The following is a 24,821-nucleotide window of genomic DNA, read 5'->3' on the forward strand; positions in this document are numbered from 1 at the left end:
GTACCGGAGAACGTCCCCCTAGAAGAGCAGCGACGACAGTCGGTTGCGCGCCGACACCACTCGCGGATCCTCCGCGTCGATGAGACCGAAGAGCTCGACAAGACGCTCCCTCACCGGAGTGCGCTGATCCGCCGGGAGCTGCGCGAACAGGTCGAGCAGCCTGCCGAAGGCGTCTTCCACGTGTCCCCCGGCGAGATCGAGGTCGGCCACGTCGAACTGCGCCTGGACATCGAGCGGGCCATCCGCTGCCGCAGCGCGCGCCGCCTGCAGATCGAGGCCCTGCACGCGGCCGAGGAGGCGCACCTGGCCGAGCCCCGCGATCGCGTCCGCGTCACGGGGGTTCTCCGCGAGCGCCTTCTCATAGGCCGTGATGGCCGCCGCGTAGTCCCCGAGCTCGATCGCTGCGAACGCCTCAGCGTGCAGCGGTGGAAGCTCCGGCTCTGCGGGGGGCGCCGGCTCTGCACCCTCCTCGGACACCGAGAGCGACCCGGTGACACCGTTCTGGGCCGCCACCTGGAGCAGCTGGGCGAACACATCGCGCACCTGCTGCTCGGGCACGGCACCCGTGAACATGGGCACGGGCTGCCCGGCGATCAGCGCCACCACCATCGGGATCGACTGCGCGCGGAAGCTCTGGGCGAGCTGGGGATTCGCATCGACGTCGACCTTGGCGAGCAGCACTCGTCCCCCGAGTTCGCGCGTCACCTTCTCGATGATCGGGCTCAGCTGCTTGCACGGACCACACCACTCCGCCCAGAGGTCGACGACCACGGGGACGGTCCGCGAGAGCTCGAGGATCTGTCCGAACGTCTCGTCGGTCGCATCGACGACGACATCGGCGACAGGCGGTGCGGAGGTCGCCTCGGTCGGAGTTGCCGGGCGGTTGCGGAGGCTCGACAGGTCCACGGCGCCACGCAGGGCGGCGGGAGAGATCTCACTCATTTGATCACCTTCACGGACAGGAGGTCCTGGTGGGCTGCCAGGAGCCGGATCTGCTCCGTCGATCCCTTGGCAGGGACCGAGAAGAACAGCTGGAACTCGTAGGTCGTCTCGACGCCCTTCGCCGACTCGGTCGCGTCGGTGAGCGCCTTCGCCTGCGCGTTGTCACCGAAGCGGATGGAGACGTCCTCGCCGGTCGGCGTCACTGTTTCCGTATCGGTGAGGGTGACGGCGACGATGGCACCGCTGTCGAGAGTCGTCATCGAGATGGGGGCATCCTGCGTCGCGGCCATATCGAAGGCCGCCTTCGAGGTTTCGGCGGCGCCCTTGTCCGCGAGCGCCTGGACCACGGCCTGACGGCTGTCAGTGATCGACTTCGCGTAGGTGAGGGCGAGATCGTCGAACTTCCCGTACGACGCGCTCTGTTCCCCCTGATCGACGACGTCGGCGAACGTCGTGGCCAGATCGGCAGGAGGGATAGTGAGGAAGGCCGAGTCGGACGGCACGAGAGACGTGCCGAGCCAGGATGCAGCGACTTCCGGGAAGGCGGCGTCCGCAGACATCTCCGCCATGTGCGAGACCTTGTAGTTCGACCACGGGTCGGCCTGCGTCATCGTGAGCACGACGGGCGGCACGGTGTCGTCTCCGGTCTTCGACAGCATCAGGACGGTGCGAGGCCACTGGTCGGTCGCCTCGGGAAGCACGACCTCCACGTCGTCGGTCGGGATGGCGGCGGGCGGCACCGTCTCCGGGATCTTCGTCCGCAACGCGTACTCCGTCGTCCTGGTCGCGAGTGCGGGTCCTTCGAAGCGCGTCGCCAGCAGATCGAGATCGAGGGCTGCGTCGGCCTCACTCACGGTGCCGGCGAGAGACTTGAGGATGCGCTTGGCCTGAGCTTCGGTGACCGCCGGCGGCTTCTGGTTCTCCGGTGCGACCACCGTGGGGCTCGGCGACGGAGTCGGCGAGGCGTCGCCCAGCTGCGGCCAGGAGTCGGACGAGCAACCGGCTGCGAGTATGGCTGTGAGTCCGAGCGCGGGGATCACGAGAAGACGGCGCCGACGACGAACGGTCGCGGCTCGCATCGATGTCTTGGAGCCGGGGTCTTTACCCTCGTCCACGATCTCGGCCTCCTCCGCATCGTCGTCCTGCCGTGGACTCGAATCCGCGGGGGCCGTCGCCGTGGCGGACTCGCTGTCTTCGATCGCCGCGCGCTCCGCGGGCGGAAGCGTGGCGAGGTCGATGGGCTCGGTGATCGGTAGCGGACCGGGTCCCTTGCGACGCGGACCTCGGCCCCGACGCTGATGCCGGATGGCCAGGACGTAGAGGATGAGGCCGAGCAGCAGCATGACCCCACCCGCGACCATGAGCGGTCCGGCCCACGGGGTCGAGTTGTCGAGCGGCCAGGACACCACGATGTCATCGGGAGCGTCGGCGGTCCCGTCATAGGCGACGAGCAGACTCGTGCCTTCGGGAAGCTGCATGTTCTCCGCGGAGAGGCGATCCTCTTTGACGAAGGAGTCGAGCCAGAGGTCGGAGCCGCGCGGGTCACGGCCCGTCGGAGCGCCTTCTGACGGATCGGCCTGTCCGTCGCTCGGAGCATCGGTGGACGTGTCGGTCTCGGAGTCGGAGGCGGCGATGTGCTTGACGGCCAGATCGCCGTCCTTCTTCATCGTGACCTGGTTGTAGTCGGAGTCCGCGAGCCAGGCCTCCATGTCGGCCGTGCGACCGTAGCTGCCGAAGATCTCGCCCTGCCCACGGACGATCAGTGTCTGGGCACCGGGATTCGCTCGAAGGACATCGCCGTCGATGAGAACGAACGGTGCCGGTTCACTGATCTCGACCTGGGTCTTCTGAGTGGAGGGGCCCATGAAGATGGTGCGCTGAGCAATCCCTGCACCGATCAGTACGGCAGCCAGCACGAAGGCCACCACGGCCCATACGAAACGCACGAATAGTCTCCTCACGCATCACGGACCTCTGTCCGCGACGCAACACTCGACATTTCAGACTAGCGAAATCAGCTGTGTGTTGCCCACGAGCAGACGCAGTGACCGCTGGACCGGCACGTCGTCCGCGCCGACGAAGCGCGTCTGGATAATCTTGCGGGAGCCGTCCCGAGGAGTCTCCGATGAAGATCCACAATCCCTTCCGCACCGCCCTGGTGGCGACGCTCGGCGTGGGGTTGGGGATCCTGCTGATCAACAGCGTGCAGAATCTCTCCACCGTGCTGCTCTATCTCGGCACCGCCCTGTTCCTGAGTCTCGGACTCGACCCGCTCGTCTCGTTCCTCGAACGCCGACGGCTCCCCCGCTGGGCGGCCGTGTTGGTGACGATCCTCGCGGTGCTCGGCGTCTTCGTGAGCATCGTGCTCATCGTCCTCCCGGTCCTGGTGGACCAGATCTCCCAGCTGGTCGCCCAGATCTCGGCGATCGTCCAGCGCGGGAATCTGATCCCCGACCTCAAAGAGTGGATACAGGACGCCTTCCCGAACCTTCTCGTCGACGATGTGTTCACGTACGTCACCAACTGGTTGACGAGCAACCTCGCCGAGATCGGCGGATCCATCGGTCAGGGCGTGCTCGTTGCCAGCGGCGCTGTGCTGGGCGGTCTGTTCGGAGCGTTCATCGTCCTGATCCTGACGATCTACCTGACGGCATCGACGCCGTCGCTCAAGCGCGCTGTCTACCAGCTCGCGCCCGCGTCGAAGCGCGATCGATTCATCGACCTGTCGGAGCAGATCACCGACTCGGTCGGCTATTACGTCATGGGCCAGGTATCGCAGGGTGTGCTCAACGGTGTGCTCAGCGCGATCTACCTCTCGATCATCGATGCGCCCTTCCCCGCCGTCCTGGCCGTGATCGCCTTCTTCTTCTCGCTGATCCCGCTCGTCGGCACGCTCACCGGCTCGACGATCATCGTGCTGGTATGTCTCATCCCCGGACTCGGCTCCCCGGCGACCGCCATCGCCGCCGCGATCTACTACCTGATCTACATGCAGATCGAGGCGTACATCATCTCGCCTCGCATCATGAGCCGCGCCGTCTCGGTGCCCGGTGCCGTGGTCGTGGTGGCGGCCCTCGCCGGAGGAAGCCTGCTCGGCCTCCTCGGCGCTCTGATCGCGATCCCCGTGGCCGCGAGCATCCTGATCATCTACCGTCAGGTGCTCATCCCTCGGATGAACGAGCTCTGACGTCGAGGCCGTCGGCCTCTCAGTCGTCGGCGGGCCAGTGGGTGGCGAGAGGCAATGCGGAGGGGTTGACCGCCGCGACGATCTCGGTGAGCACGCGCCGCGTCTGCGTCTCGCCCACCCAGAGATGCTTGCCGCCCTCCACCGCGATGAGCGTGGCGTGCGGAATCGAGGCGAAGCGGTCCTTTGCCTCGGCCGGACGCAAATAGTCGTCGAGCTCCGGCACCAGGACCACGACGGTGCGGTCGGTCGACGCCCAGGCGGCGACCTCTTCCGGCGTGGCGCGGTGCAGCGGCGGCGAGAGAAGGATGATGCCTTCGATGTCGTGCTCCCGGCCGTACTTCAGAGCGAGCTCCGTGCCGAAGGACCATCCGAGCAGCCAGGGGCGCGGTAGAGCGCGCTCGCGGACGAAGTCCATCGCGGCGGCCACGTCGAACTGTTCAGCGGCTCCCCCGTCGAAACTCCCGTCGCTGGTGCCTCGTGGGGATGTGGTGCCTCGCGTGTTGAACCTCAGGACGGCCAGGTCTGCGAGGGCGGGCAGCCGTGCGGCCGCCTTCCGGATGATGTGCGAGTCCATGAAGCCGCCGGCGGTCGGCAGGGGATGCAACGTCACGAGCGTCGCGACCGGTGGTGCGTCCTCGGGCTGAGAGAGCTCCCCGACGAGGGTGAGGCCGTCCGCCGTGATCAGTTCGATGTCCTCGCGTCGTGCGGGCAACTCCAGCGGTCCACGGATCTCGATGGTCATGCAAGCCTCCAACAGTGCGTGTGCCAGTGCCGACGGGCCGCCAGGTCAGCGGCGTCCCCGAGTACCCCGTCCGCACGCCAGGCGACGAGATGAGCTGTCCCGGCGACGATGCCACGGCCACAGCCGGGGCACACGTACTCCTTCTGCGCCTGCGCGGCCGACACCGGTTGAACGGTCCACTCGCTGCCACGTCGAGTCTCGGTGCGCTTCCAGCCGGCGAGGAGACGATCGAATGAGTCCTCGGATTCAGGGCGCGCCGAAGGGCGTCTGCGGGAGCGGGGCATCGTGCCTGCTCACCACCAGTGGTTGTTGACCCAGAAGTTGTAGGCGCCGGCCCAGCTGCCGTAGCGGCCGGTCGCGTAGCCCGTCGCCCAGCGGAGGTTGTCGACCGGGTTGTAGCCGTTGCCGGGAACCTTGCTGCAGGGCAGAGCCTGCACCAGTCCACATGCCCCTGACGACTTGTTCGTGGCGTTGGGGTTCCAGCCGCTCTCACGCGATACGACGTAGTCGACGTACTGCCAGTCGCTCTGCGCGATACCGGCGGCGGCCATCCACTCCGCAGGAGCCCCACCACCCGTGTACGGAGGAAGCGCGCCGCGGGATGAACCGCCGGATGACCCGGTCTTGGGCGCTGCAGCAACCGTGGGGACGGGGGCCGGTTTCGGCTTCACGTACACTTCGAAGCCTCCGCGCACGACGGGCGCGATCTCGGCACCTTCGACGGTGACGGTGAGGTTCTGCGTGTCAGCGAGCGCGAGCGAATACGCCGAGTCCGGCGACTCCTCCGGTGCCGGCGCGGCCAGTGCCACCCCGGTCGGAGCGACGAGCGCTCCGGCGAAGCCGACGACCGCGAGGGCGCTGAAGACGCCGACGACGCCGCGGCTCCGAGACCAGCGACGGGTGCCCGTGCGCGCCGAACCGGCCTTCGCTGCGGGCACAGGCGAACGGTCGTTTCTGTCGAGAGTCATGTCGTTTCGGGAGTTCACGATGAGGGACAGTCTACGCAAGGTCGCCTGAATCGACCATCAGGAACCTCAACGAACCGCGAGGATGACGTCGATCGTGGCGTCGAGAAGGGCATCCACCTGCTCCTCGCGGTATCCGCCGCGCTGCATCCGGAAGGCTGCGGACCGCAGCTGCTCGGCGGTCAGGGCGTCCCCGTCACGCAGGTAACGAACGATGCGGGTCGACACGTGGTCGACCTCGTCGAGACGATAGCCGAAAGTGAGCACCCCGGTGCGGGCGAAACGATGCCGACGGGGGCGAGCCAGGTGATCCAAGATGACCTGTGCGTCCTCCCGTGCCCGCTCGACCCAGGCTCCGGCACCCTGTGCGCGCACCACTCGCTCGCGTTCCCGCGCGGCGAAGGCATCTTCGACGCGTCCGAGTGCAGCATCGACATCGGCGACCACGTAGCCGTTCTTGACCAGAGGGAACGAGGCCGTCCGCACATCCGTCGCGCTGAGGTCAGCGCCGCCCTCTTCGAAGGCGCGGCGGGCCGAGGCGAGGAACGTGTCGACGGCTGCACGGTGGTATCCGCGCACACGTCCGGAGGTGAGGGCGAACGCCGCGGGCGCCTGCGTGGGCTGTTCGTCCAACTGATCTTCGGTCATCACAGAGCCACCCAAGGAGAGAAGAGGAAGTAGAGACACAGAGCGGGGATGGTGGAGGGAAGGATGCTGTCGAGTCGATCGAGCAGCCCGCCGTGACCCGGCAACCAGGAACTCATGTCCTTGATGCCGAGGTCGCGCTTCAGCATGGATTCACCCAGGTCGCCGAGCGTCGCTGAGAGCAGGATCGAGACACCGAACACGAGGCCGCACCACCACGGCAGCTCCAGGAGGAAGATCGCCAGCAGCACGCCAGCGGCGATGGACGCGGCGACCGCACCTCCGAACCCTTCCCAGGTCTTCTTCGGACTGATCTTCGGCGCCATGGGGTGTCGGCCGAAGGCCAGACCGGCGGCGTAGGCACCCGTGTCGGCTGCGACGGCGATCGCGATGAAGCTGAGCACCCACCACTCACCGCCCTCCTGCTTGAGCAGGATTAGCGCGATACCCGCGAGGAAGGGGACGTACACCTGGACGAAGCCGCTGATCACGGCGTCTGCGAGCACGTCGCCGTAAGTCCGTCCGTCCTTCTCCACCATCTGCGCGATGAGTCGCCAGACGATCACGAAGGCAACGGACACGAAGAGCATCACCCAGCAGAGCCACGGCTCCGCGAAGTATGCCGAAAGCACCAGGAAAGTGGCTGCGATCAGTTGGGGCACCACGTCGACTCGCCGCCCGGAACCCCGCAGGGCTCTCGAGAGCTCGTACACGCCCAGCAACGCGGCCGCGAGGGCGAACGGGACGAAAAGCACCTTGAGGAAGAGCAGGGAGCCGAGCAGCGCAGCTCCGAACGCGAGGCCGATCACCGTGGCGAGGATGAGATCCCGGCCGGTGCGCTCCTTGATGCGTTCGTTCGCCTGGTCGAGCTGGTCACGTGCGTGGGAGACGTGGCTGCCGAGCTCATCCCTCGCCGCCCGCCACTGCTCGCGGATGGCGTTGTGATCTGCCGTGTCCAGGGAGCTGATGTCCCCGACTGCGACGCGGTCCGCGGGGGTTGGAAGTGGCGGCCGAGGGGGTACCTCGGCACTGTCGAACGTGGGGAACGCCGCATCGACGAGCGGGACGCCTTCGGACGGGGTACCGTGATGCGCGTCTCGACGCGCGAACGGCTTGTCGTCGTCGGCATCTCGCGTTTCGTCAGACATCCCGACTACACCTCGAGGAGTTCTGCCTCTTTGCGCTTCAGCGCGTCATCGATGAGATCGACATGCTGGCGCGTCAGAACATCGAGCTCCTTCTCACCGCGAGCGATCTCATCCTCACCGAGCTCGCTCTTGAGCGCGTCCAGCTCATCCTTGGCCTTGCGGCGGATGCCACGGACGTGGACCTTCGCGTCCTCTGCCTTGGTCTTGACGAGCTTGACGTACTCCTTGCGCCGCTCGGCGGTGAGCTCCGGCATTGTCACACGCACCAGGTTGCCGTCGTTCGTGGGATTCGCACCGAGGTTCGGCATGTCGCGGATGGCCTGCTCGATCGCCTTCAGGGCGGACTTGTCGTACGGCGTGATGATGAGCGTCCGCGCCTCCTGGTTCGCCAGGGACGCGAGCTGCGCGATCGGCGTGGGAGTGCCGTAGTAGTCCACGAGGACCTTCTGGAACATCTGCGGGTTCGCACGACCGGTGCGCACCGTGGAGAAGTCCTCCTTGGCAGCTTCGACCGCCCGGTTCATGCGAGTGGTGGTTTCAGCGAGGACGTCCGCGATCACGGTGACTCCTATCGTCGGGGTGTTCTGCAAATTCTATCGGGCGAAGTCGTCTCCGCCCGTCGCACACTCAGGTGGTGACCAGCGTGCCGATCGGGTCTCCGAGCAGAGCGCGGGTGACGTTGCCCGCCGGCTCCATGCCGAAGACCCGCATGTTCATGTTGTTGTCCATGCAGAGACTGAACGCTGTCGAATCGACCACCTTCAGGCCCCGCTGCAGTGCGTCGCTGTAGGTGACCCGCTCGATGCGCTCGGCATCGGCGTGCTTGTTCGGATCCGCGGTGTAGATGGCATCGACGCCGTTCTTGGCGACGAGGACCTCCTCCGCACCGATCTCCAGCGCACGCTGAGCCGCGACCGTATCGGTCGAGAAGTACGGAAGACCCGCGCCGGCTCCGAAGATCACGACGCGCCCCTTCTCGAGGTGACGCTCAGCCCGACGCGGGATGTAGGGCTCCGCGACCTGAGTCATCGAGATCGCCGACTGCACGCGCGTGGCGGCACCGGCCTGCTCGAGGAAGTCCTGCAACGCAAGTGCGTTCATGACCGTGCCGAGCATTCCCATGTAATCGGCGCGTCCACGGTCCATGCCGCGCTGGCTCAGCTCGGCTCCGCGGAAGAAGTTCCCTCCCCCGACGACGATCGCCACCTCGACGCGGTCGACGGCAGCGGCGATGTCGCGCGCGATCTGGCTGACGACATCCGGGTTGACGCCCAGCTGTCCAGCGCCGAAGGCCTCTCCGGAGAGCTTGAGAAGGACGCGGCGGCGTCCGGTGCGTTCAGTCATGGGTGGGTGTCCTCTCGTCCCGATTCAAGATAGTGCCTCGTGGGCATGAAGAAGGGGTTCGGATCATGACGATCCGAACCCCTTCGACGTTGCTACGCGCCGACCTTGAAGCGCGCGAAGTCCGTGACGGTGATACCGGCGTCCTTCGCCACCTGGGCGACAGAGAGCTTGTTGTCCTTGGCGTAGTCCTGCTCGAGCAGGGCGACCTGCTTGATGAACGCGGAGACGCGGCCTTCGACGATCTTCGGGAGAGCCGCTTCCGGCTTGCCCTCGTTGCGGGAGATCTCGGTGACGATCTCGCGCTCCTTCTCGACAGCGTCCGCCGGGACGTCCTCGCGGGACAGGTACGACGGGTTGGCGAACGAGATGTGCTGAGCGATGCTGCGCGCAGTCTCGGCGTCGTCACCCGTGTAGGCGACGACGACGCCGATCTGCGGCGGCAGGTCCTTGCTCGTGCGGTGCAGGTAGACCTCGACCTTGTCGCCGGAGATCGTGCGCACTCGACGCAGCTCGACCTTCTCGCCGATGATCGCAGCCTCTTCGGAGATGACCTGCTCGACGCTCTTGTCGCCGGCGGATGCAGCCAGGGCGGCGTCGACCGAGTCGGCCTTCACCGCGGCAGCGGCGTCGGCGACCTTGTCGGCCAGCGCGATGAAGCGCTCGTTCTTCGCGACGAAGTCCGTCTCGCACGCGAGCTCGATGAGCGTCACGGCGCCATCCTGCTCGCGAGCGACGATGAGTCCCTCGCTGGTCGAACGGTCAGCGCGCTTCGCGTTGCCCTTCGCACCCTTGAGACGCAGGATCTCGGTGGCCTTCGCGACGTCTCCGTCGGCCTCCTCGAGCGCCTTCTTGGTGTCGACCATTCCGGTGCCGAGCTGCTCGCGCAGCGCCTTCAGGTCAGCGATGGTGAAGTTGGCCATGTGTGGTGGCTCCTTGCTTCGTTAGGTGTGTGTACGAGGGATTACTTGGCGTCAGCGGCTTCGGCGGCGGCGACCTCAGCGGTCTCCTCACCGGAAGCGGCGGCGATCGCCTCGTCGTGTGCCTCTGCACCGGCCTCGTCGGCGGCGGTCTCGTCGGCAGCGGGGGTCTCGACGACCGCGGCAGCGTCATCCGCGGTGGTGACCTCGGCGGCGTCAGCGGACTCCTGGACCTCCTGTGCGGGGGCCTCGAGGAGCTCCTTCTCCCAGTCGGCGAGAGGCTCGGCGTCACCGGTCTCCGGGTTGTGCTTCTGCTGCAGACCCTCGGCCGCAGCGTCCGCGATGATGCGGGTGAGCAGCGACACCGAACGGATGGCGTCGTCGTTGCCGGGGATCGGGTACTGGAAGTCGTCCGGGTCGGCGTTCGTGTCGAGGATGCCGATCACGGGGATGCCGAGCTTCTTGGCCTCGTCGATAGCGAGGTGCTCGCGCTTGGCGTCGACGACCCAGATGGCAGACGGCGTCTTCGTGAGGTTGCGGATACCACCGAGCGACTTGTGCAGCTTGTCGAGCTCGCGCTTCTTGAGGAGCAGCTCCTTCTTCGTGAAGCCGCTGTTCGCCGGGGTCTCGTAGTCGAGCTCCTCGAGCTCCTTCATACGAGCCAGACGCTTCGAGATCGTCTGGAAGTTGGTGAGGAGACCGCCGAGCCAGCGCTGGTTCACGAACGGCTGGCCGACACGCGTCGCCTGCTCCGCCAGGATCTCCTGCGCCTGCTTCTTGGTGCCGACGAAGAGGATGGTGCCGCCGTGGGCGACCGTCTCCTTGACGAAGTCGTACGCCTTGTCGATGTAGCCGAGCGACTGCTGAAGGTCGATGATGTGGATGCCGCTGCGCTCGGTGAGGATGAAGCGCTTGACCTTCGGGTTCCACCGACGGGTCTGGTGTCCGAAGTGCACGCCGCTGTCGAGCAGCTGGCGGATGGTGACCACAGCCATGGTCGTCTCCTGGTTCTGGCGCGATTCTGCGCCGTTGAGGTTGCAAGCCGACCGGATGATCGGACTCCCTGGTGCCCGGCTCACACCCGCCTGTCGGAGGACAGGACCTGTGGGAGTGGATGCCGCGAAACGAGTCGCTCTGGGCACGCGTAGTCACCTCGATCTCGAGGTGCTCCTCCAGCATACAGGATCAGACGGCCGGCTCCCCTGCACCGTGGCTTCCCCTGCACAGTGGCGTCGTGTCACGTCTTACTCCCCGGATGTGTACGCCGTACTGCGCACAGTGCACCGCGGCAGTGTCGAGCCATCAGGATGCCTTCATGCGCTTGAGATCCAGAACACGAGCCCTGCTCACCGCGACTCTTCTCGTCGTCTCGACGGTCGTCTTCGCAGTGATGCTCTCCCCCGGCGCGGCAGCGTGGTCCGACGAGCCTGACGTACCCGCCTGGAGCTGGCCGGTCACCGGACCACGCTCGGTCGTCGCGCCCTACCGCGCTCCGGCTCATCGATACGGCGCCGGGCATCGTGGCGTCGATCTCAGCGCCGCGATGGGGACGACGGTCTCGGCTCCTGCTGACGGAGTCGTCGCTTTCCGCGGGACGGTCGTGGATCGGCAGCTCATCACCATCGAGCACGCCGGCGGGCTGGTGTCGACATTCGAACCGTTGCGATCCGATCTCGTGGTCGGCGACCTCGTTGCGGAGGGTCAGGAGATCGGAGTGGTCGATGGTGGCGGGCACACACCGCCCGGCGCGATCCATCTCGGCGTGCGTCTCGACGGGGACTACATCAACCCGATGCTGCTCTTCGGCGATGTTCCGCGCGCAGTGCTCCTCCCCTGCTGCGAAGCCCCGTGATCGAGCTTCTGAGTCGTCGGAGTCAGGCGCGGGGATGGGCGAGCCGGTAGGTGGCCGTCAGGCGCTCGGTCGAGACGTGCGTGTAGATCTGCGTGGTGCCGAGGCTGGCATGCCCGAGTATCTCCTGCACCGCCCGCAGGTCCGCTCCGCCGTCGAGGAGGTGGGTGGCGGCGGTATGACGGAGCGCGTGCGGACCGATCGTCTCCGCGCCGACGATCGGCGCCAGGACACGCGCGACGAGTTCGTACACCGTTCGCGGGCCCACTCGCCCTCCTCTGCTTCCGAGCATCACGGCGGGGGTGAAGGTCCGTGATCTGGCGATGAGGACCGGCCTTCCTCTTCGCAGGTACGCGGAGAGCGCATCTCGTGCCGGCGCCCCGTAGGGGACGACGCGTTCCTTGTCTCCCTTGCCGACCACTCGGGCTGTGCCGCGCTCGAGGTCGAGATCGTCGACGTCCAGACCGCAGAGCTCGGAGACGCGGATACCGGACCCGTAGAGCAGCTCGAGGACGGCATGGTCTCGCAGCGCCAGCGGGTCACCCTCCGACGCTGTGGCGCGATGCGCGTCGAGGAGCTCGGACATCGCATCGCGCGAGGCGACCGTCGGCAACGTCCTCCCCTTCTTCGGCGCGACCAATCTCAGGCTCGGGTCATGCGCGGCGATCCCCTGTTCAGTTGCCCAGCCGAAGAAGGACCGTGCGGTCGCGGCGCGGCGCGCGAGAGTGGACCGCGCGTCTCCACGCTGCGTGGCGTTCCAGAGCCAGTCCCGGAGGACTTCCAGGTCGACGTCCTCGACGGCGACTCCCCCTGCAGAAGCGGCGAGGTCGCGAAGGTCGGAGCGATAGGCCTTCACCGTCGCCGACGACAGCCGACGCACCCGCAGCAGGTGGTCGGCGAATGCGTCTGCGGCCGCCGCGATCTCCATGACCCCAGCTTGCCGCGATCGAGCTTCCTGACCGGCAGCCTCGCCGTCGGATCGGTTACCGTCTGGGCGGCGCAGCCCGGTGCCACCCCGCGCTGTCGAGTGCGACATCTCCTTCCAGGTGCAGTAGTCCGAGCACTGATCGAACGCGATCAGGGGAGAGCCCCGACCGGCGGGCGACCTCGTCGACGGAGAGGCGTGCCCGAACGGTCATGACCTCCAGGATGCGAGCGTGGTGAGGATCCCGCTCCCCCGGGCTCGTGTCGGGTCGATGACCTATCGCGCCGAACAGCTCGCGCACCTCCTGCGCCGATGTGACACACTGCGCGTCGTACTCGCGCAGCAACCGGTGGCATCCCGCTGAGGACGCGGAGGTCACCGCTCCGGGGACGGCACCGAGTGGACGCCCGAGCGTCGCAGCGTGACCGGCGGTGTTCAGCGATCCACTCCTCCAGCCCGCTTCCACGACGACGGTCGCGTGTCCCAGTGCGGCGATCAGACGATTCCTCGCCAGGAACCTCCACTTCGTGGGCGCCGTGCCGCAGGGTGGCTCGCTCACCAGTGCCCCCTCTTCGGCGATCCGCCTCAGGAGCGCCTGGTGCCCCGCCGGATAAGCACGGTCGACCCCGCCGGCGAGGAAGGCCACCGTCGCGCCCTCCACTCCGAGGGCAGCTCTGTGGGCGGCTCCGTCGATCCCGTACGCACCGCCCGAAACGATCACCACGCCTGTGGCTGCCAGATCTCCCGCGATCTCGGAGGCCACGTGCTCGCCGTACCCCGAGGAGGCGCGCGCACCGACGATGGACACGCGAGGCTGATGGTCGAGCAGCTCCACACGACCCCGCACCCACAGTGCGGCGGGGACATGCGGTCCGAGATCGTCGAGGGCGGCGGGCCACGCCGCGTCGCCGGGAATCAGCAGCCGGACACCAGCGGCAGCGGCTCCGTGGAGCGCTGCCAGCACGGCTCGTGGTGCTGCCCGCGGGGTCCAACGTGCACGCCCGTCGGCGAGCATCCGGGATGCCGCCGCGTTCGCGCTCCCGGGAGACAGCAGCGATGACGAGTGCCCCACGGCCACGGCGAGTGCTTCCGCAGCACCGAGCTCCGCGATCAGAGCGCCGGCGACGGCATCGCCCGGCTCCGCGATCACGGTCCATGCGGCGCGTGCCATGCACTCGTCCATACTCCCACCCGGGTGGATCTGTTCCGTGAGGGCCACAGCTTCGGCGTCGGCCAGGAGCTCGTCGATCATCGCGGCAACCCCCGTCGAAGGTGCAGCGCGCGGCCGATCTCATCGGTTCCCGGCCTGTCCAGCGCAGCCAGGTCCGCCATCGTCCATGCGACCCGGAGAACGCGGTCGTAGCCGCGAAGTGTCAGCGCTCCACGCTCCAGGGCGCGATCGAGCGGCGATCGCGTCGAAGCGGGCAGCCGGAGCGCTCCCTGCCGCAGCCAGGTGCCCGGCACATCCGCATTACGACGCCATCGGGTGCTCCGCCAACGCGACGCTGCTCTCGCCCGCGCGTCCGCGACACGGTCCCGCGCCCGCTCGGTTGTCAGCTCCGCACTCGCGTCACCCGTCGCCCGCGATGCGGCGACCCTCGTCACCTGGAGATCGATGTCGATGCGATCGCGGAGCGGTCCGGACAGACGGGTGGCGTAGCGTCTGATCGCCATCGGCGGGCACACGCATTCCGCACCGCGCACCCCATGATTTCCGCAGGGACAGGGATTCATCGCGAGCACGAGCTGGAATTTCGCGGGGAAGGTCGCGGTGAATCCGGCCCGATGCACAGCGATCACCCCCGACTCCAACGGCTGGCGCAGGGCATCCAGCGCGACGCGTGAGAACTCGGCCGCTTCATCGAGGAACAACACGCCGCGGTGCGCACGCGCTATCGCTCCCGATCTCGCGGCACGGGACCCGCCACCGACCAGTGCCGCGACCGACGCGCTGTGGTGCGGGGCCTCCAGCGGAGGGAGAGAATCCAGCGCGGACACCGCTTCTCCGCTGAGCGAGCGAACGGATGCGACCTCGAGTGCCTCCTCTTCATCGAGTGCGGGCATGATGCCGGGGAGACGCCGAGCGAGCATCGTCTTTCCGGCGCCGGGAGGACCGCTCAAGAGCAAGTGGTGCCCACCGGCAGCGGCGACGACGAGAGCTTCGACGGCCTCCTCCTGCCCGATCACGTCGGCGAGATCGAGGGCCTCGCGCGAGCTCCGCGTGTCGGATGCGACCTCCACGAATTCGACATCGGGCACCTCCACGTCGGCGCCGTGCCAGACGGCGACCTCCGCCAGAGACCCGGCTGCGCGTACGTCGATACCGGGCACCAGCCTCGCCTCTGCCTCGTTCCCGTATGGCACGATCGCCGTCTCGAATCCCGCTCGTGCCGCCGCGAAGACCGCAGGGAGGACACCGGGCACCGGTCGGATCCTGCCGTCGAGACCGAGTTCACCGATATGGACCGTCCGGGCGATGGAACGCGACTCGACGGCTCCGCCCGCCGCCAGACACGCCACGGCCACGCCCAGGTCGAACCCGGCGCCATGCTTCGGAAGGCTTGCGGGCGAGAGATTGACGGTGAGCCGTCGACGTGGCAGATCCAAACCGGCGTTCTTGCAGGCGTTGTGCACGCGCTGGACGGCTTCGCCCAATGACTTGTCAGGAAGACCGATGATCCGGAACTCGGGCGTCTGGCTCGACATGTCGGCCTCGACCTCGACAAGGTGTCCGTCCACGCCGGTCAGTGCGACGGCCCAGGTGCGCGCGGTGCTCACGCGATGTCCACGAGATGCTCGAGCACACCGGTGGTCGGATCGGCTCCGATGATGCCGATCGCCTCGAGGCGCACGTCTCGCCCTCGCGCGACTCCCGGATGCTCTGCGATCCACGCCTGCGCCAGTTGCCAGAGCCGCCGGCGCTTGCGCGCGTCGATCGCCTCGAACGGGTGCCCGAATGCGTCCGTCCTCCGTGTCTTGACCTCCACCACGGCGAGATGATCGCCGCATACGGCGACGATGTCGATCTCACCCTGTGCGCACCGCCAGTTCCTCGCGAGCACGGTGTACCCGCTGCTCCTCAGATGTTGCGCGGCGCGGTCTTCTCCGGCTCTTCCGAGTTCATCCTTCGCTGCCATCTGCCCAGCATCACGTGGACACGCTTCCCGGGGTCGGGGCACGGCTGCAGATTCACGGCGTCTGGGGAGAAGTCAGCTCTTCAGCGCAGTGTGGAGTGGGTCCGGGCGCATCGGCGCGAGAGCCTTCGTCACTCGCCGTCGAGCGAGAGCTCCTGCGGGAGTTCGAACTCCCTGCGCTGCAGCTCCTCGACGTTGACGTCCTTGAACGTGAGCACGCGCACAGCCTTCACGAAGCGATCGGCACGGTAGATGTCCCACACCCAGACGTCCGTCATCGAGATCTCGAAATAGAAGTCGTGCTCGGTGTCCCGGCGGACGACGTTCACGTCATTGGCCAGGTAGAACCGGCGCTCGGTCTCCACGACGTACTGGAACTGCGACACCACATCCCGATACTCCCGGAACAGTGCCAGCTCGAGTTCGCGGTCGTAGTCGTCGAAGGCTTCCTCATCCATGATGTGTCCATCCTAGAGTCGCGGGCACCGGCGAGCGTCATCGGCTACCGGGGCGCGTCCTCGGTGCCTCTGTCAGAACAGCGTGGGAGCGTCAGCTATGGCCCACGACGCCCTGTGGTGCGGCGACAGCCCGATCGTCCGGATCGCATCGCGGTGCTCAATGCTGGCATAGCCCTTGTTGCGGTTCCACTGATACGCGGGATGCGTCTCATGAAGCTCCGCCATGTAGCCGTCCCGCGCGACCTTCGCGATGACGGAGGCCGCCGATACCGAAGCACAATCACGGTCCGCCTTGACCACTGGACGCACATTCAGCGGAGTCGGGTGCACCTTCGACACGTAGTCGTGGTTCCCGTCGAGCAGGATAAGGGCTCCGTCGAGCACGGCCCCCTGCGCAGCGACGGCCGAGACCGCGCGGGACGCGGCGAGTCCGAGCGCCCTCATGATGCCGACCTCGTCGACCTCCGCCGCACTCGCCCAACCGACCGCTGACGCCTGCACCCACGCGGCGGCACGGGCGGCCACCTCCGGCCTGCGCTTCTCCGTCACGAGCTTCGAATCACGCAATCCTTCGGGCACACGACGGCGGGCACCGGTCGCATCCATCACGGCAGCACCCACCGCGACCGGCCCCGCGAGCGCACCACGACCGACCTCGTCCAGGGAGATGATCAGTTCGCATTCACCGAGGAGCCGACGTTCCAGGGTGAGCTTCGGCGCGATGACGGTCATTCCGGATCCGGAACGCCGTTGAAGATCTCGTGGTGGCCGTCGATCGGTCCCAGCCGGTTCAACGGCCAGGTCGTGAGGAACGCCTTGCCCACGATGTTCTCCATCGGGACGAAGCCTCCGCTGGGCAGGTCCTGGTGCGCGCGGGCGTCGCGCGAGCGGTCCCTGTTGTCGCCCAGCAGCCACACGGAATCCTCCGGGACCACGACATCGAACGGCTCGTTCGACGCGGCAGTGTCGCCCTGAGGGAGATTCAGGTAGCTGAGCTCGTCGATGGGCGCACCGTTGATCGTGATCTGTCCGAGCGCATTGCAGCAGACCACGTGGTCGCCAGGAAGACCGATCACCCGTTTGACGAGATGATCCTGGGAGTCGGTGGCGGAGATGCCCACGAAGTTCAGTACCCAGTCGACGGCCTCGACCAGAGGCGGCTGTGCGGGCGTCTGCGGCTGTCCGTCCAGCCAGCCTCCCGGGTCCTTGAAGACGACGACGTCTCCGCGCGCGTAGTCGGTCCAGCGCGGAGTGAGCTCGTCGACGAGGATGCGGTCATTGACCAGGAGGGTGCGCTCCATCGACGCGGAGGGGATGTAGAACGAACGGACCACGAAGGTCTTCACGACGAAGGAGACCAACGCGGCGATCACCACGATCACCAGCACGTCTCGAAGGAAGACCAGGAACCCGCGGCGTCGTCTGGACGGGGGCGCGGATGGGGATTCAGTCATCTGGTTCCTTCACGATCATGCGCCGGCGCGCGGCGACGATATCTAGGGTCGCACACCGGACGGAGAACAAAGCACCCCGGGACATCGTGTCCCGGGGTGCTTCGGAGATGCGTCGACTCAGCGGTCGCGCTTCTCCTTGATCTTCGCCTTCTTGCCACGCAGCTGGCGGAGGTAGTAGAGCTTCGCGCGACGCACGTCACCACGGGTGACGACCTCGATGTGGTCGATCACCGGGGAGTGCACCGGGAAGGTACGCTCGACGCCGACCTGGAAGCTGATCTTGCGCACGGTGAACGTCTCGCGCACGCTGTCACCCTGGCGACCGATGACGACGCCCTGGAAGACCTGGATACGAGAGCGGTTGCCCTCGGTGATGTTGACGTGCACCTTGACGGTGTCACCGGGGAAGAAGTCCGGGATGTCCGAACGGAGGGAAGCCGCGTCGACGGCGTCGAGGATCTGCATGATCGTCTCTCTCTGCACCCGCCACAGGTCGCATGCATGTATTCAAAGGAACAAGAAAAGGGTTGAGCTGTACGGAGCTGACGCGTCCGCGGGCTCCCCTGTGGCAGAGCCGGTCACAGCACAAACATTCATTCTGCCACGAATGCGGTGACGGGCCAAAACGCGGTGTCAGTCCCGGATGTCCGTCTCCCGCACCACGATGACCTCGTGCGCACGCGTCGGCACGGTCGGCTCATCGACGGTGGGCATCGTGGACCAGGAGATGGTCTCGCGCAACCGCGCCCCACTTCCCCTCGCTTCGTTCCACAACTGCCACAACTGCAGCCAGATCAGCGCGATCCCCGCGACGATAGCCCCCGTGAGCAACCACGGGAATGCGCCGTCGATGAAGAACCCGACCGCGATCGTGAGGCCGTTCCAGATCGTGAACCCGGCGACGTCCCACCACGAGACCGCTCGCTCGATGCGGACGGACGGACGGGACCGCGTCAGAAGGGTGAGGAGAAGCTGCCCGAGGAACACGGAGGGCATGGCGACGAGCAGCACCCACAGGATCGACCAGCCGCCCTGGAAGACACCCCACCCGATCAGCAGCCACAGGGGCAGCAGGAAGGCCGCCGGGAGAAGCCATCGGAAGTAGGCCTGTCGCAACCACATGCTGAGATCGTACGACGACGATCCGACGCGCGCTCCTGTGTTCGCTGAGAGCGCTCGGCCTTCCTCGGCCTCACGATCAGGGAGAATGGGAGGGACGAGAGGACAACCGATGATCGAACTGCGCACCCCCGCCGAGATCGAAGAGATGCGCGCCGCAGGGCGGTTCGTCGCCGAAACCCTGGCGACGTTGCGTGACGAGACCAAGGTCGGAACCAACCTGCTCTCGATCGATCGTCGCGCACACGACATGATCCGTCGCGCCGGCGCCGAGTCGTGCTACATCGACTATCACCCCTCGTTCGGAGCGAGTCCGTTCGGGAAGGTCATCTGCACCTCCGTCAACGACGCCGTGCTGCACGGCCTCCCCCATGACTACGTGCTCCGCGATGGCGACCTCGTCACCCTCGACTTCGCTGTCGCAGTCGACGGCTGGGTCGCCGATTCCGCCGTCTCGTTCGTCGTCGGAACAGCCAGCGACGAAGATCTCCGACTCATCGACACGACCGAGCGCGCCCTGACCGCGGCGATCGACGCCGCCTCCGTCGGGAACCGCATCGGCGACATCTCCGCAGCGGTCGCCACGATCGCACACGGTGAGGGTTACTCGATCAACACCGACTTCGGCGGCCACGGCGTCGGCCGGACGATGCACGGCGATCCCCACGTCCCCAACGACGGCCGCCCCGGTCGTGGCTTCCCCCTGCGCGCCGGCCTCGTCCTCGCCCTGGAGCCCTGGCTTCTCGCCACGACCGACGAGCTCGTCACAGACCCCGACGGGTGGACGCTGCGCAGCGCAGACGGGTCCCGCGGCGCGCACTCCGAGCACACGATCGCGATCACCGAGCAGGGCCCGATCATCCTGACCGACCGGTCGTTCCTCGGCGTCGACTGACCTGCCACGGTACTGATCGTCGTATCGGGTCGTGCAGACGTAGCACTCAGGCGCGGTCGGCGCTCCGGTGTGCCATCCTGAGTCCATGATTCCGCAGGATCGTCATGTGCCGAAGCGAGTGCTCCTCGCGCGTCACGGGCAGACCCAGTGGAACAGAGAGCATCGCCTGCAGGGGCGGCTCGATTCGCCCCTCACTCCCGAGGGAGTCGAACAAGCGCATGCGATCGCGGATCGGTTGACGGACGTCGACGTGCGCACGGTGTGCTCCAGTCCGCTCGGCAGGGCGGTACACACGTCGACGATCGTCGCAGAGCGCCTCGGTGCCGACGTGGTCGAGGTGCCCGAGCTCGCTGAGCTCGACCATGGCGAGCTCAGCGGCCTGACATGGGAGGAGATCGACGCGGAGTATCCGACCGCAAGGGAAGAGCGGGCGGCCAACCGCTACGGGTGGGCGTTTCCCGGCGGGGAGAGCTACGCGCAGGCCAGAGCGCGCGCACGCAAGGCGCTCAGCAGCTGCGGATGGGTGTCACAAGGCATCCCCCTTCTCATCAGTCACGAGATGATCGGGCGCATGTTGCGTGCGGAACTGCGGGGGTTGGATGCCTCGACCGCACTCGGGCTGAGGCACCCACACGGGGTCGTGTTCGAGATCGACGGCGCCTCCGAGCGCATGCTCTGAGAGACACGTTCCCGGTTCGAGGCCTCGGTCAGGAAGACGGCGACGTGTCGTCGAGGAGATCGGGACGGCGCGACCGTGTTCGCTCGATCTGCTGCTCGTGGCGCCACGCGGCGATCGCCGCATGGTTTCCGCTCAGCAACACGTCGGGCACCGATCGTCCCCGCCACGATGCGGGCTTGGTGTACGACGGATACTCGAGCAGACCGTCCTCGTGGGATTCCTCGACGAGGCTCTCGGGATTGCCGACGACACCAGGGATCAGCCGGCCGATGGCCTCGATCATCGCCATCGTGGCGACCTCTCCCCCGTTGAGGACGTAGTCGCCGAGACTGATCAGCCGGACATCGCCCCGCTCGGCGGCGTACTCGAACACGCGCTCGTCGATGCCCTCGTAGCGGCCGCAGCCGAAGATGAGATGCTCGCGAGTCGCCAGATCACGCGCGGTCTTCTGGGTGAACACCTCTCCGGCGGGCGACGGGAAGATGATGGTGGGACGTTCAGCGACCGTGGCGGCAGCTGCTTCGCTGATGTCATCGAGGGCGAGTCCCCAGGGCTCCGGCTTCATCACCATGCCCGCTCCGCCGCCGTAGGGGGTGTCGTCAACGGTGCGATGACGGTCCGATGTCCAGTCGCGAAGGTCTCGGATGCGGAGATCGATGATCCCGGTCGCCTGAGCCTTTCCGAGCAGCGAGAGGGTCAGACCGTCGAAGTAGGACGGAAAGATCGAGAGGACGTCGATGCGCACGGGGACCCGTATCAGCGATCACTCGGACGCGTCGGCGTCCGCGCCTGCCTGCGGCTCGGCGTCAGTGGACTCCGGGAGCTCCTCGAAGAGGCCGGGCGGCGGGGTGACGATCACGCGACCGGCCTGCACATCGACGGTGGGGACGATGGCGGAGACGAAGGGCACCATCACCTCGTCCTCGCCTGCCTTGACGATGAGGAGGTCCTGTGCGGGGAAATGCTCCACCCGAACGACCCGACCGATCACGGTGTCATCGCGGACCACCTCGAGGCCGACGAGCTGGTGATCGAACCACGCATCGTCTTCGGCCTCGTCGACATCCTGATCGATCCAGAGGATGGCACGGACGAGGCTGTCAGCCGCGTCGCGGTCCTCGACATCCTGGAAGAACACGACGGGGTTGCCGTTCATCACCCGGTACTCGCGCACCGTGATCTCCTTGCCGTGCCACGGAGATGCCTCGGGCACCTGCAACGTGAAGCCGGCTCCGGGGACGAAGCGCCCCTCGGGGTTGTCAGTGTACAGCTCGAGCTTGAGTCCGCCCTTGAGCCCATGCGCCTTGACGAGACGCCCGACTCGCAGCTGGTTCTTGCCCTGGTTGCGGTCCTTCGCCACCACGTCAGTCATCCGCGACATCGACGCGGACCCGCCGCCCGTCAGCGAGTGCGCTGACGAGGGTGCGAAGGGCCTTCGCGGTGCGGCCGCCGCGCCCGATCACGCGTCCACGGTCATCGGGGTGCACACGCACCTCGAGGAGGTCGCCTCGCGGCGATGTGGATTCGTTGATGCGGACATCTTCCGGGTGATCGACGATCCCCTTGACGATGTGTTCGAGCGCGGCGGCGAGCACGGCGGATTACTCTGCGTCTGCTGCGGGAGCCTCAGCGGCCTCCGCGTCGGCCGCGGCGGGAGCCTCCTCAGCAGGAGCCTCCGCCTTCTTCTCGGCCTTGGGCTTGACGACGGACTTCTTGGACGCGTCGATCTCGAAGGGGGCCTTCGGCTCGGCGACCTTGAGCGTGGACTTCGCGTCCTTGTCGCCCTTGAACTTGCCCCAGTCACCCGTGATCTTGAGGATGGCAGCGACCTGCTCGGTCGGCTGTGCGCCGACGGAGAGCCAGTACTGCGCACGCTCGGAGTCGACCTCGATGAACGAGGGCTCCTCGGTGGGGTGGTACTTGCCGATCTCCTCAATCACGCGACCATCGCGCTTGGTCTTCGAGTCGGCGACGACGATGCGGTAGTACGGCGCGCGGATCTTGCCCAGGCGCTTGAGACGAATCTTGACAGCCACGATTCTCCTGAATTGTGTGGAAGGAAACGAACCGGTCGCCTGGAGAGTGGGGTGCACACCCGGCGGAAGCTCTAATGAGTGTGGACTCCTGCTGGATAGAGGGTCGAGCAGGTCGTCCGACCCTCTATTCTGCCAGATCCGAGGGCCGGGCGCGAAACGTGGCGAAACCCCCGTTGCCGTGTCGCGCCTGCTGCGTGCCAGACTGTGCGGGTGAAACTCGAGTTCGCCTCTTCGGCCCGGTCCACCGTCGGTCTCGAATGGGAGATCATGCTCGCCGATCCGGTGAGCGGTGACCTCGTCGGGCGCGCACCCGAACTGCTCGCCGCGCTCGAAGCCGAGAGTGCGGACGAGCGACACACCGTCACGGGCGAGCTGCTCACCAACACGATCGAGGTGACGAGCGGCATCGGCGACTCCGTCGCGCACGCGGTCGACGACATCGGGAACGCCATCGCGGCGGTCCGCGCGGCGACGGATCCCGCTGGCATCGAGTTGCTGTCGGCGGGAAGTCACCCGTTCGCACAGTGGTACGACCAGCAGGTGACCGACAAGTCGCGCTACCACACGCTGGTCGAGCGCACCCAGTGGTGGGGGCGCAACATGATGATCTGGGGCATCCACGTGCACATCGGCGTCGAGGATCAGCGCAAGGTCTTCCCCATCATCAACGCCCTCGCGGGCTACCTCCCTCATCTGCAGTCGCTCGCCGCGTCGAGTCCCTACTGGGCGGGAGAGCGGACCGGCTACGCATCGAACCGCGCGCTCGTGTTCCAGCAGCTTCCCACCGCCGGGCTCCCCTGGCCCCTGCACGACTGGGCGCAATACGAATCGTATCTCGACGACATGGTGCGCACCGGGGTGATGGCCGATGCCACGGAGGTGCGTTGGGACATCCGTCCCGCTCCGCGCTGGGGGACCATCGAGGTGCGCGCCTGCGACGGGCTGTCGACGTTGCCCGAGCTCGCCTCGGTCGCCGCGCTCGTGCAGGTCCTGGTCGAGGACTTCTCACGTCAGCTCGACGAAGGGAGGACCCTCCCCGAGCTTCCCGCCTGGTTCCACCGCGAGAACAAGTGGAGGGCGGCACGCTACGGGCTCGACGCCCGTGTGATCGTGGATGCGACAGGCACACAGCGCCCCGTTCGCGAGCATCTGTCCGAAGCTCTCGAATCACTGGCACCGACCGCTGTCGAACTCGGATGCGGCCGGGAGTTCGGCGGCATCGCCACGATCCTCGACGGCGGTGCCAGCTACGCGCGTCAGCTCGCCGTCGCCGACGCCGCGGACGGCGACCTCGCAGCGGTCGTGCATCATCTGATCAGGGAGTTCCGTTCCGGACCCGAGTCGTCGACCGAAGAACCGTAGCTCCCGGCACGCCTGACGGCGGACGCCGCTGTTCAGTCCTCGACGAGGCGCCTCGCGAGTCCCTCGTCCAGGACCACATCGGTGATGAGTCCGGCCGCCAGGGCGGCGCGGAGGCTCACCAGCTTCGGGATGCCGGATACGACGCACACGCGGCGTGGAACCCGACGGAGTCGATCCAGGCCGGGGCCCGTGGCGCGCGCGTTCACCCGGATGTCCCGCCACGACCCGTCGGAGCGGAAGAAGACGGTGGCGACATCGCCGATCGCATGGTCCTCGCGGAGGCTGCGATAGTCATCACGTCCGAGGTACCCGCCCACATAGACACGGCTCGGCACCTCGGCAGCGGGCGAACCGAGGCTGAACACGGCGACATCCATCTTCGCCTGCAGATCGAGCACACGTCGCGTGCTGCGTTCACGCCACATCGCCTCGCGCGTCGCAGGATCGTCGAAGAACGCGGGCACCGGGAACTGCTGGACCTGCGCGCCGAACGCACTGCCGAATCGCTGCAGGATGTCGCTGGAGTACTCGACGCCCGTGGTCTGGGTGTTGCCTGCGCCGTTGAGCTGCACGAAGGTCGTGTTGTGGGTCTCCTTCTGGGTGAGTCCACGACTCACAGCGCTGATCGTCGACCCCCACGCGACGCCGATGACCATGTTCGAATCGACGAATTGCGACAGCAGACGCCCTGCCGTCAGAGCCACACGCTCAAGGCGCTCGACCTCGCTGAGGATCTCCGGCATCGGCACGACGTGCGCGGCCACTCGATGCCGATCCCGGATCCGGTGTTCGAGCATCCCGAGACGCTCGAGCGGCGAGTTGATCCTGATGTCGACCAGTCCGCTCTCCCGCGCGAAGCTCAGCAGACGTGAGACCGATGATCTCGACGTGCCGAGTTCCTTCGCGATGACCTCCATGGTCTTGTCCTGCATGTAGTAGAGCTGCGCCGCTGTGAGCGCCGCGATCAGCTTGCTGTCGCGAGATTCCGCGCTTGCACCGGCCATGACGTCCTCCTCAGCT

General features: G+C 67.0%; 30 protein-coding genes. 5 read left to right on the forward strand and 25 right to left on the reverse strand.

What is annotated here, in order from left to right; translation table 11 throughout:
- Nucleotides 1-18: 18 nt before the first annotated feature.
- Entirely contained in the window at nt 19-942 is a 924-nt protein-coding gene (locus tag FFS56_RS00250; protein WP_137772319.1) for a tetratricopeptide repeat protein, read from the reverse strand.
- Nucleotides 939-2,888, reverse strand: coding sequence for a glycosyl transferase (locus FFS56_RS00255; RefSeq protein WP_127012219.1), 1,950 nt, complete (start codon nt 2,886-2,888; stop codon nt 939-941). The genes FFS56_RS00250 and FFS56_RS00255 overlap by 4 nt, the downstream gene beginning before the upstream one ends.
- Before the next feature lie 179 nt (nt 2,889-3,067).
- Between FFS56_RS00255 and FFS56_RS00260 the strand changes: the two genes are divergently transcribed.
- Nucleotides 3,068-4,129: an AI-2E family transporter gene (locus tag FFS56_RS00260; protein WP_046747060.1), complete on the forward strand. Its 1,062-nt coding sequence runs from the start codon at nt 3,068-3,070 to the stop codon at nt 4,127-4,129.
- Between the two features lie 19 nt (nt 4,130-4,148).
- On the opposite strand, the gene FFS56_RS00265 is transcribed toward FFS56_RS00260, so the two are convergent.
- From FFS56_RS00265 to rpsB, 9 genes are all read right to left on the reverse strand, one after another.
- On the reverse strand, nt 4,149-4,871 hold the full coding sequence (locus FFS56_RS00265; protein ID WP_058630617.1) for an alpha/beta fold hydrolase: 723 nt from the start codon (nt 4,869-4,871) through the stop codon (nt 4,149-4,151).
- Nucleotides 4,868-5,155, reverse strand: coding sequence for a hypothetical protein (locus tag FFS56_RS20730; RefSeq protein ID WP_082108564.1), 288 nt, complete (start codon nt 5,153-5,155; stop codon nt 4,868-4,870). Before FFS56_RS20730 ends, FFS56_RS00265 begins: the two co-directional genes overlap by 4 nt.
- A gap of 9 nt (nt 5,156-5,164) precedes the next feature.
- Nucleotides 5,165-5,839 (reverse strand): transglycosylase SLT domain-containing protein, encoded by a 675-nt coding sequence (locus tag FFS56_RS00275; protein WP_218867353.1) that lies wholly within the window; start codon nt 5,837-5,839, stop codon nt 5,165-5,167.
- A gap of 66 nt (nt 5,840-5,905) precedes the next feature.
- Nucleotides 5,906-6,484 (reverse strand): DivIVA domain-containing protein, encoded by a 579-nt coding sequence (locus tag FFS56_RS00280; RefSeq protein WP_127012220.1) that lies wholly within the window; start codon nt 6,482-6,484, stop codon nt 5,906-5,908.
- A complete protein-coding gene (locus tag FFS56_RS00285) occupies nt 6,484-7,629 on the reverse strand; it encodes a phosphatidate cytidylyltransferase (RefSeq protein WP_052748638.1) in 1,146 nt (381 codons plus the stop codon). The genes FFS56_RS00280 and FFS56_RS00285 overlap by 1 nt, the downstream gene beginning before the upstream one ends.
- 5 nt (nt 7,630-7,634) lie before the next feature.
- Nucleotides 7,635-8,189: a ribosome recycling factor gene (gene frr / locus FFS56_RS00290; protein ID WP_017830710.1), complete on the reverse strand. Its 555-nt coding sequence runs from the start codon at nt 8,187-8,189 to the stop codon at nt 7,635-7,637.
- A gap of 67 nt (nt 8,190-8,256) precedes the next feature.
- Nucleotides 8,257-8,973: a UMP kinase gene (pyrH, locus tag FFS56_RS00295; RefSeq protein ID WP_046747064.1), complete on the reverse strand. Its 717-nt coding sequence runs from the start codon at nt 8,971-8,973 to the stop codon at nt 8,257-8,259.
- Nucleotides 8,974-9,065: 92 nt separating this feature from the next.
- Nucleotides 9,066-9,893, reverse strand: a complete 828-nt coding sequence (gene tsf / locus FFS56_RS00300; RefSeq protein WP_045265219.1) for a translation elongation factor Ts — start codon at nt 9,891-9,893, stop codon at nt 9,066-9,068.
- Nucleotides 9,894-9,934: 41 nt separating this feature from the next.
- Nucleotides 9,935-10,885 carry a 30S ribosomal protein S2 gene (gene rpsB, locus FFS56_RS00305; protein ID WP_046747065.1) on the reverse strand — a complete coding sequence of 317 codons (951 nt, stop codon included), beginning with the start codon at nt 10,883-10,885 and terminating at the stop codon, nt 9,935-9,937.
- 320 nt (nt 10,886-11,205) lie between these two features.
- Here rpsB and FFS56_RS00310 point away from each other — a divergent pair, with 320 nt between their 5' ends.
- Nucleotides 11,206-11,742, forward strand: coding sequence for a M23 family metallopeptidase (locus FFS56_RS00310; protein ID WP_127012221.1), 537 nt, complete (start codon nt 11,206-11,208; stop codon nt 11,740-11,742).
- Nucleotides 11,743-11,764: 22 nt separating this feature from the next.
- Here FFS56_RS00310 and FFS56_RS00315 read toward each other — a convergent pair whose 3' ends face one another.
- The 9 genes from FFS56_RS00315 to FFS56_RS00355 form a co-directional block, all read right to left on the reverse strand.
- Nucleotides 11,765-12,667, reverse strand: a complete 903-nt coding sequence (locus tag FFS56_RS00315; protein WP_127012222.1) for a tyrosine recombinase XerC — start codon at nt 12,665-12,667, stop codon at nt 11,765-11,767.
- Between the two features lie 55 nt (nt 12,668-12,722).
- Nucleotides 12,723-13,916 (reverse strand): DNA-processing protein DprA, encoded by a 1,194-nt coding sequence (gene dprA / locus FFS56_RS00320; RefSeq protein WP_127012223.1) that lies wholly within the window; start codon nt 13,914-13,916, stop codon nt 12,723-12,725.
- A complete protein-coding gene (locus tag FFS56_RS00325) occupies nt 13,913-15,442 on the reverse strand; it encodes a YifB family Mg chelatase-like AAA ATPase (RefSeq protein WP_127012224.1) in 1,530 nt (509 codons plus the stop codon). The genes dprA and FFS56_RS00325 overlap by 4 nt, the downstream gene beginning before the upstream one ends.
- Nucleotides 15,439-15,801, reverse strand: a complete 363-nt coding sequence (locus tag FFS56_RS00330; RefSeq protein WP_046747068.1) for a YraN family protein — start codon at nt 15,799-15,801, stop codon at nt 15,439-15,441. The genes FFS56_RS00325 and FFS56_RS00330 overlap by 4 nt, the downstream gene beginning before the upstream one ends.
- 128 nt (nt 15,802-15,929) lie before the next feature.
- Nucleotides 15,930-16,256 (reverse strand): DUF2469 family protein, encoded by a 327-nt coding sequence (locus FFS56_RS00335; protein WP_045265213.1) that lies wholly within the window; start codon nt 16,254-16,256, stop codon nt 15,930-15,932.
- A gap of 72 nt (nt 16,257-16,328) precedes the next feature.
- Nucleotides 16,329-16,988, reverse strand: coding sequence for a ribonuclease HII (locus FFS56_RS00340; RefSeq protein ID WP_046747069.1), 660 nt, complete (start codon nt 16,986-16,988; stop codon nt 16,329-16,331).
- Entirely contained in the window at nt 16,985-17,710 is a 726-nt protein-coding gene (gene lepB, locus FFS56_RS00345; RefSeq protein WP_046747070.1) for a signal peptidase I, read from the reverse strand. Before lepB ends, FFS56_RS00340 begins: the two co-directional genes overlap by 4 nt.
- Nucleotides 17,711-17,827: 117 nt before the next feature.
- Nucleotides 17,828-18,175: a 50S ribosomal protein L19 gene (gene rplS, locus FFS56_RS00350; protein WP_045265383.1), complete on the reverse strand. Its 348-nt coding sequence runs from the start codon at nt 18,173-18,175 to the stop codon at nt 17,828-17,830.
- A 168-nt stretch (nt 18,176-18,343) separates the two neighbouring features.
- Entirely contained in the window at nt 18,344-18,832 is a 489-nt protein-coding gene (locus FFS56_RS00355; RefSeq protein ID WP_046747101.1) for a hypothetical protein, read from the reverse strand.
- Between the two features lie 109 nt (nt 18,833-18,941).
- On the opposite strand from FFS56_RS00355, the gene map reads away from it, so the two are divergent.
- Together map and FFS56_RS00365 are read left to right on the forward strand one after the other, a co-directional pair.
- Nucleotides 18,942-19,724, forward strand: a complete 783-nt coding sequence (gene map / locus FFS56_RS00360) for a type I methionyl aminopeptidase (RefSeq protein WP_046747071.1) — start codon at nt 18,942-18,944, stop codon at nt 19,722-19,724.
- Between the two features lie 85 nt (nt 19,725-19,809).
- The gene (locus tag FFS56_RS00365) at nt 19,810-20,403 is read left to right on the forward strand and encodes a histidine phosphatase family protein (RefSeq protein ID WP_046747072.1); all 594 of its coding nucleotides are present in this window, start codon (nt 19,810-19,812) and stop codon (nt 20,401-20,403) included.
- Between the two features lie 28 nt (nt 20,404-20,431).
- Here FFS56_RS00365 and trmD read toward each other — a convergent pair whose 3' ends face one another.
- The 4 genes from trmD to rpsP are packed head-to-tail and all read right to left on the reverse strand — an operon-like array spanning nt 20,432 to nt 22,439.
- Nucleotides 20,432-21,148 carry a tRNA (guanosine(37)-N1)-methyltransferase TrmD gene (trmD, locus tag FFS56_RS00370; RefSeq protein ID WP_058630607.1) on the reverse strand — a complete coding sequence of 239 codons (717 nt, stop codon included), beginning with the start codon at nt 21,146-21,148 and terminating at the stop codon, nt 20,432-20,434.
- Nucleotides 21,149-21,166: 18 nt separating this feature from the next.
- The gene (rimM, locus tag FFS56_RS00375) at nt 21,167-21,775 is read right to left on the reverse strand and encodes a ribosome maturation factor RimM (protein WP_061017658.1); all 609 of its coding nucleotides are present in this window, start codon (nt 21,773-21,775) and stop codon (nt 21,167-21,169) included.
- The gene (locus tag FFS56_RS00380) at nt 21,768-21,998 is read right to left on the reverse strand and encodes an RNA-binding protein (RefSeq protein ID WP_017830729.1); all 231 of its coding nucleotides are present in this window, start codon (nt 21,996-21,998) and stop codon (nt 21,768-21,770) included. The genes rimM and FFS56_RS00380 overlap by 8 nt, the downstream gene beginning before the upstream one ends.
- Nucleotides 21,999-22,004: 6 nt before the next feature.
- Nucleotides 22,005-22,439, reverse strand: a complete 435-nt coding sequence (gene rpsP / locus FFS56_RS00385) for a 30S ribosomal protein S16 (protein WP_046747075.1) — start codon at nt 22,437-22,439, stop codon at nt 22,005-22,007.
- A 210-nt stretch (nt 22,440-22,649) separates the two neighbouring features.
- Here rpsP and FFS56_RS00390 point away from each other — a divergent pair, with 210 nt between their 5' ends.
- The gene (locus FFS56_RS00390) at nt 22,650-23,801 is read left to right on the forward strand and encodes a glutamate--cysteine ligase (protein WP_127012226.1); all 1,152 of its coding nucleotides are present in this window, start codon (nt 22,650-22,652) and stop codon (nt 23,799-23,801) included.
- A 32-nt stretch (nt 23,802-23,833) separates the two neighbouring features.
- On the opposite strand, the gene FFS56_RS00395 is transcribed toward FFS56_RS00390, so the two are convergent.
- Nucleotides 23,834-24,805: a sugar-binding domain-containing protein gene (locus FFS56_RS00395; RefSeq protein ID WP_021200458.1), complete on the reverse strand. Its 972-nt coding sequence runs from the start codon at nt 24,803-24,805 to the stop codon at nt 23,834-23,836.
- Nucleotides 24,806-24,821 lie beyond the last annotated feature (16 nt).

Source organism: Microbacterium sp. Beta, assembly GCF_005502545.1.
In the GTDB taxonomy this organism is placed as follows: Bacteria; Actinomycetota; Actinomycetes; order Actinomycetales; family Microbacteriaceae; genus Microbacterium; species Microbacterium oxydans.

Coding starts and splice junctions, on each gene's coding strand:
- FFS56_RS00310 (WP_127012221.1), top strand. CDS start 11,206: ATGCGCTTGAGATCCAGAACACGAGCCCTGCTCACCGCGACTCTTCTC.
- FFS56_RS00265 (WP_058630617.1), bottom strand. CDS start 4,871: ATGACCATCGAGATCCGTGGACCGCTGGAGTTGCCCGCACGACGCGAG.
- FFS56_RS00365 (WP_046747072.1), top strand. CDS start 19,810: ATGATTCCGCAGGATCGTCATGTGCCGAAGCGAGTGCTCCTCGCGCGT.
- rplS (WP_045265383.1), bottom strand. CDS start 18,175: ATGCAGATCCTCGACGCCGTCGACGCGGCTTCCCTCCGTTCGGACATC.
- FFS56_RS00395 (WP_021200458.1), bottom strand. CDS start 24,805: ATGGCCGGTGCAAGCGCGGAATCTCGCGACAGCAAGCTGATCGCGGCG.
- FFS56_RS00355 (WP_046747101.1), bottom strand. CDS start 18,832: ATGTGGTTGCGACAGGCCTACTTCCGATGGCTTCTCCCGGCGGCCTTC.
- FFS56_RS00250 (WP_137772319.1), bottom strand. CDS start 942: ATGAGTGAGATCTCTCCCGCCGCCCTGCGTGGCGCCGTGGACCTGTCG.
- rpsB (WP_046747065.1), bottom strand. CDS start 10,885: ATGGCTGTGGTCACCATCCGCCAGCTGCTCGACAGCGGCGTGCACTTC.
- FFS56_RS00340 (WP_046747069.1), bottom strand. CDS start 16,988: ATGACCGTCATCGCGCCGAAGCTCACCCTGGAACGTCGGCTCCTCGGT.
- lepB (WP_046747070.1), bottom strand. CDS start 17,710: ATGACTGAATCCCCATCCGCGCCCCCGTCCAGACGACGCCGCGGGTTC.
- dprA (WP_127012223.1), bottom strand. CDS start 13,916: ATGATCGACGAGCTCCTGGCCGACGCCGAAGCTGTGGCCCTCACGGAA.
- FFS56_RS00285 (WP_052748638.1), bottom strand. CDS start 7,629: ATGTCTGACGAAACGCGAGATGCCGACGACGACAAGCCGTTCGCGCGT.
- FFS56_RS00275 (WP_218867353.1), bottom strand. CDS start 5,839: ATGACTCTCGACAGAAACGACCGTTCGCCTGTGCCCGCAGCGAAGGCC.
- FFS56_RS00330 (WP_046747068.1), bottom strand. CDS start 15,801: ATGGCAGCGAAGGATGAACTCGGAAGAGCCGGAGAAGACCGCGCCGCG.
- FFS56_RS00280 (WP_127012220.1), bottom strand. CDS start 6,484: ATGACCGAAGATCAGTTGGACGAACAGCCCACGCAGGCGCCCGCGGCG.
- FFS56_RS00260 (WP_046747060.1), top strand. CDS start 3,068: ATGAAGATCCACAATCCCTTCCGCACCGCCCTGGTGGCGACGCTCGGC.
- FFS56_RS00335 (WP_045265213.1), bottom strand. CDS start 16,256: ATGGATGAGGAAGCCTTCGACGACTACGACCGCGAACTCGAGCTGGCA.
- pyrH (WP_046747064.1), bottom strand. CDS start 8,973: ATGACTGAACGCACCGGACGCCGCCGCGTCCTTCTCAAGCTCTCCGGA.
- FFS56_RS00315 (WP_127012222.1), bottom strand. CDS start 12,667: ATGGAGATCGCGGCGGCCGCAGACGCATTCGCCGACCACCTGCTGCGG.
- map (WP_046747071.1), top strand. CDS start 18,942: ATGATCGAACTGCGCACCCCCGCCGAGATCGAAGAGATGCGCGCCGCA.
- rimM (WP_061017658.1), bottom strand. CDS start 21,775: ATGACTGACGTGGTGGCGAAGGACCGCAACCAGGGCAAGAACCAGCTG.
- tsf (WP_045265219.1), bottom strand. CDS start 9,893: ATGGCCAACTTCACCATCGCTGACCTGAAGGCGCTGCGCGAGCAGCTC.
- FFS56_RS20730 (WP_082108564.1), bottom strand. CDS start 5,155: ATGCCCCGCTCCCGCAGACGCCCTTCGGCGCGCCCTGAATCCGAGGAC.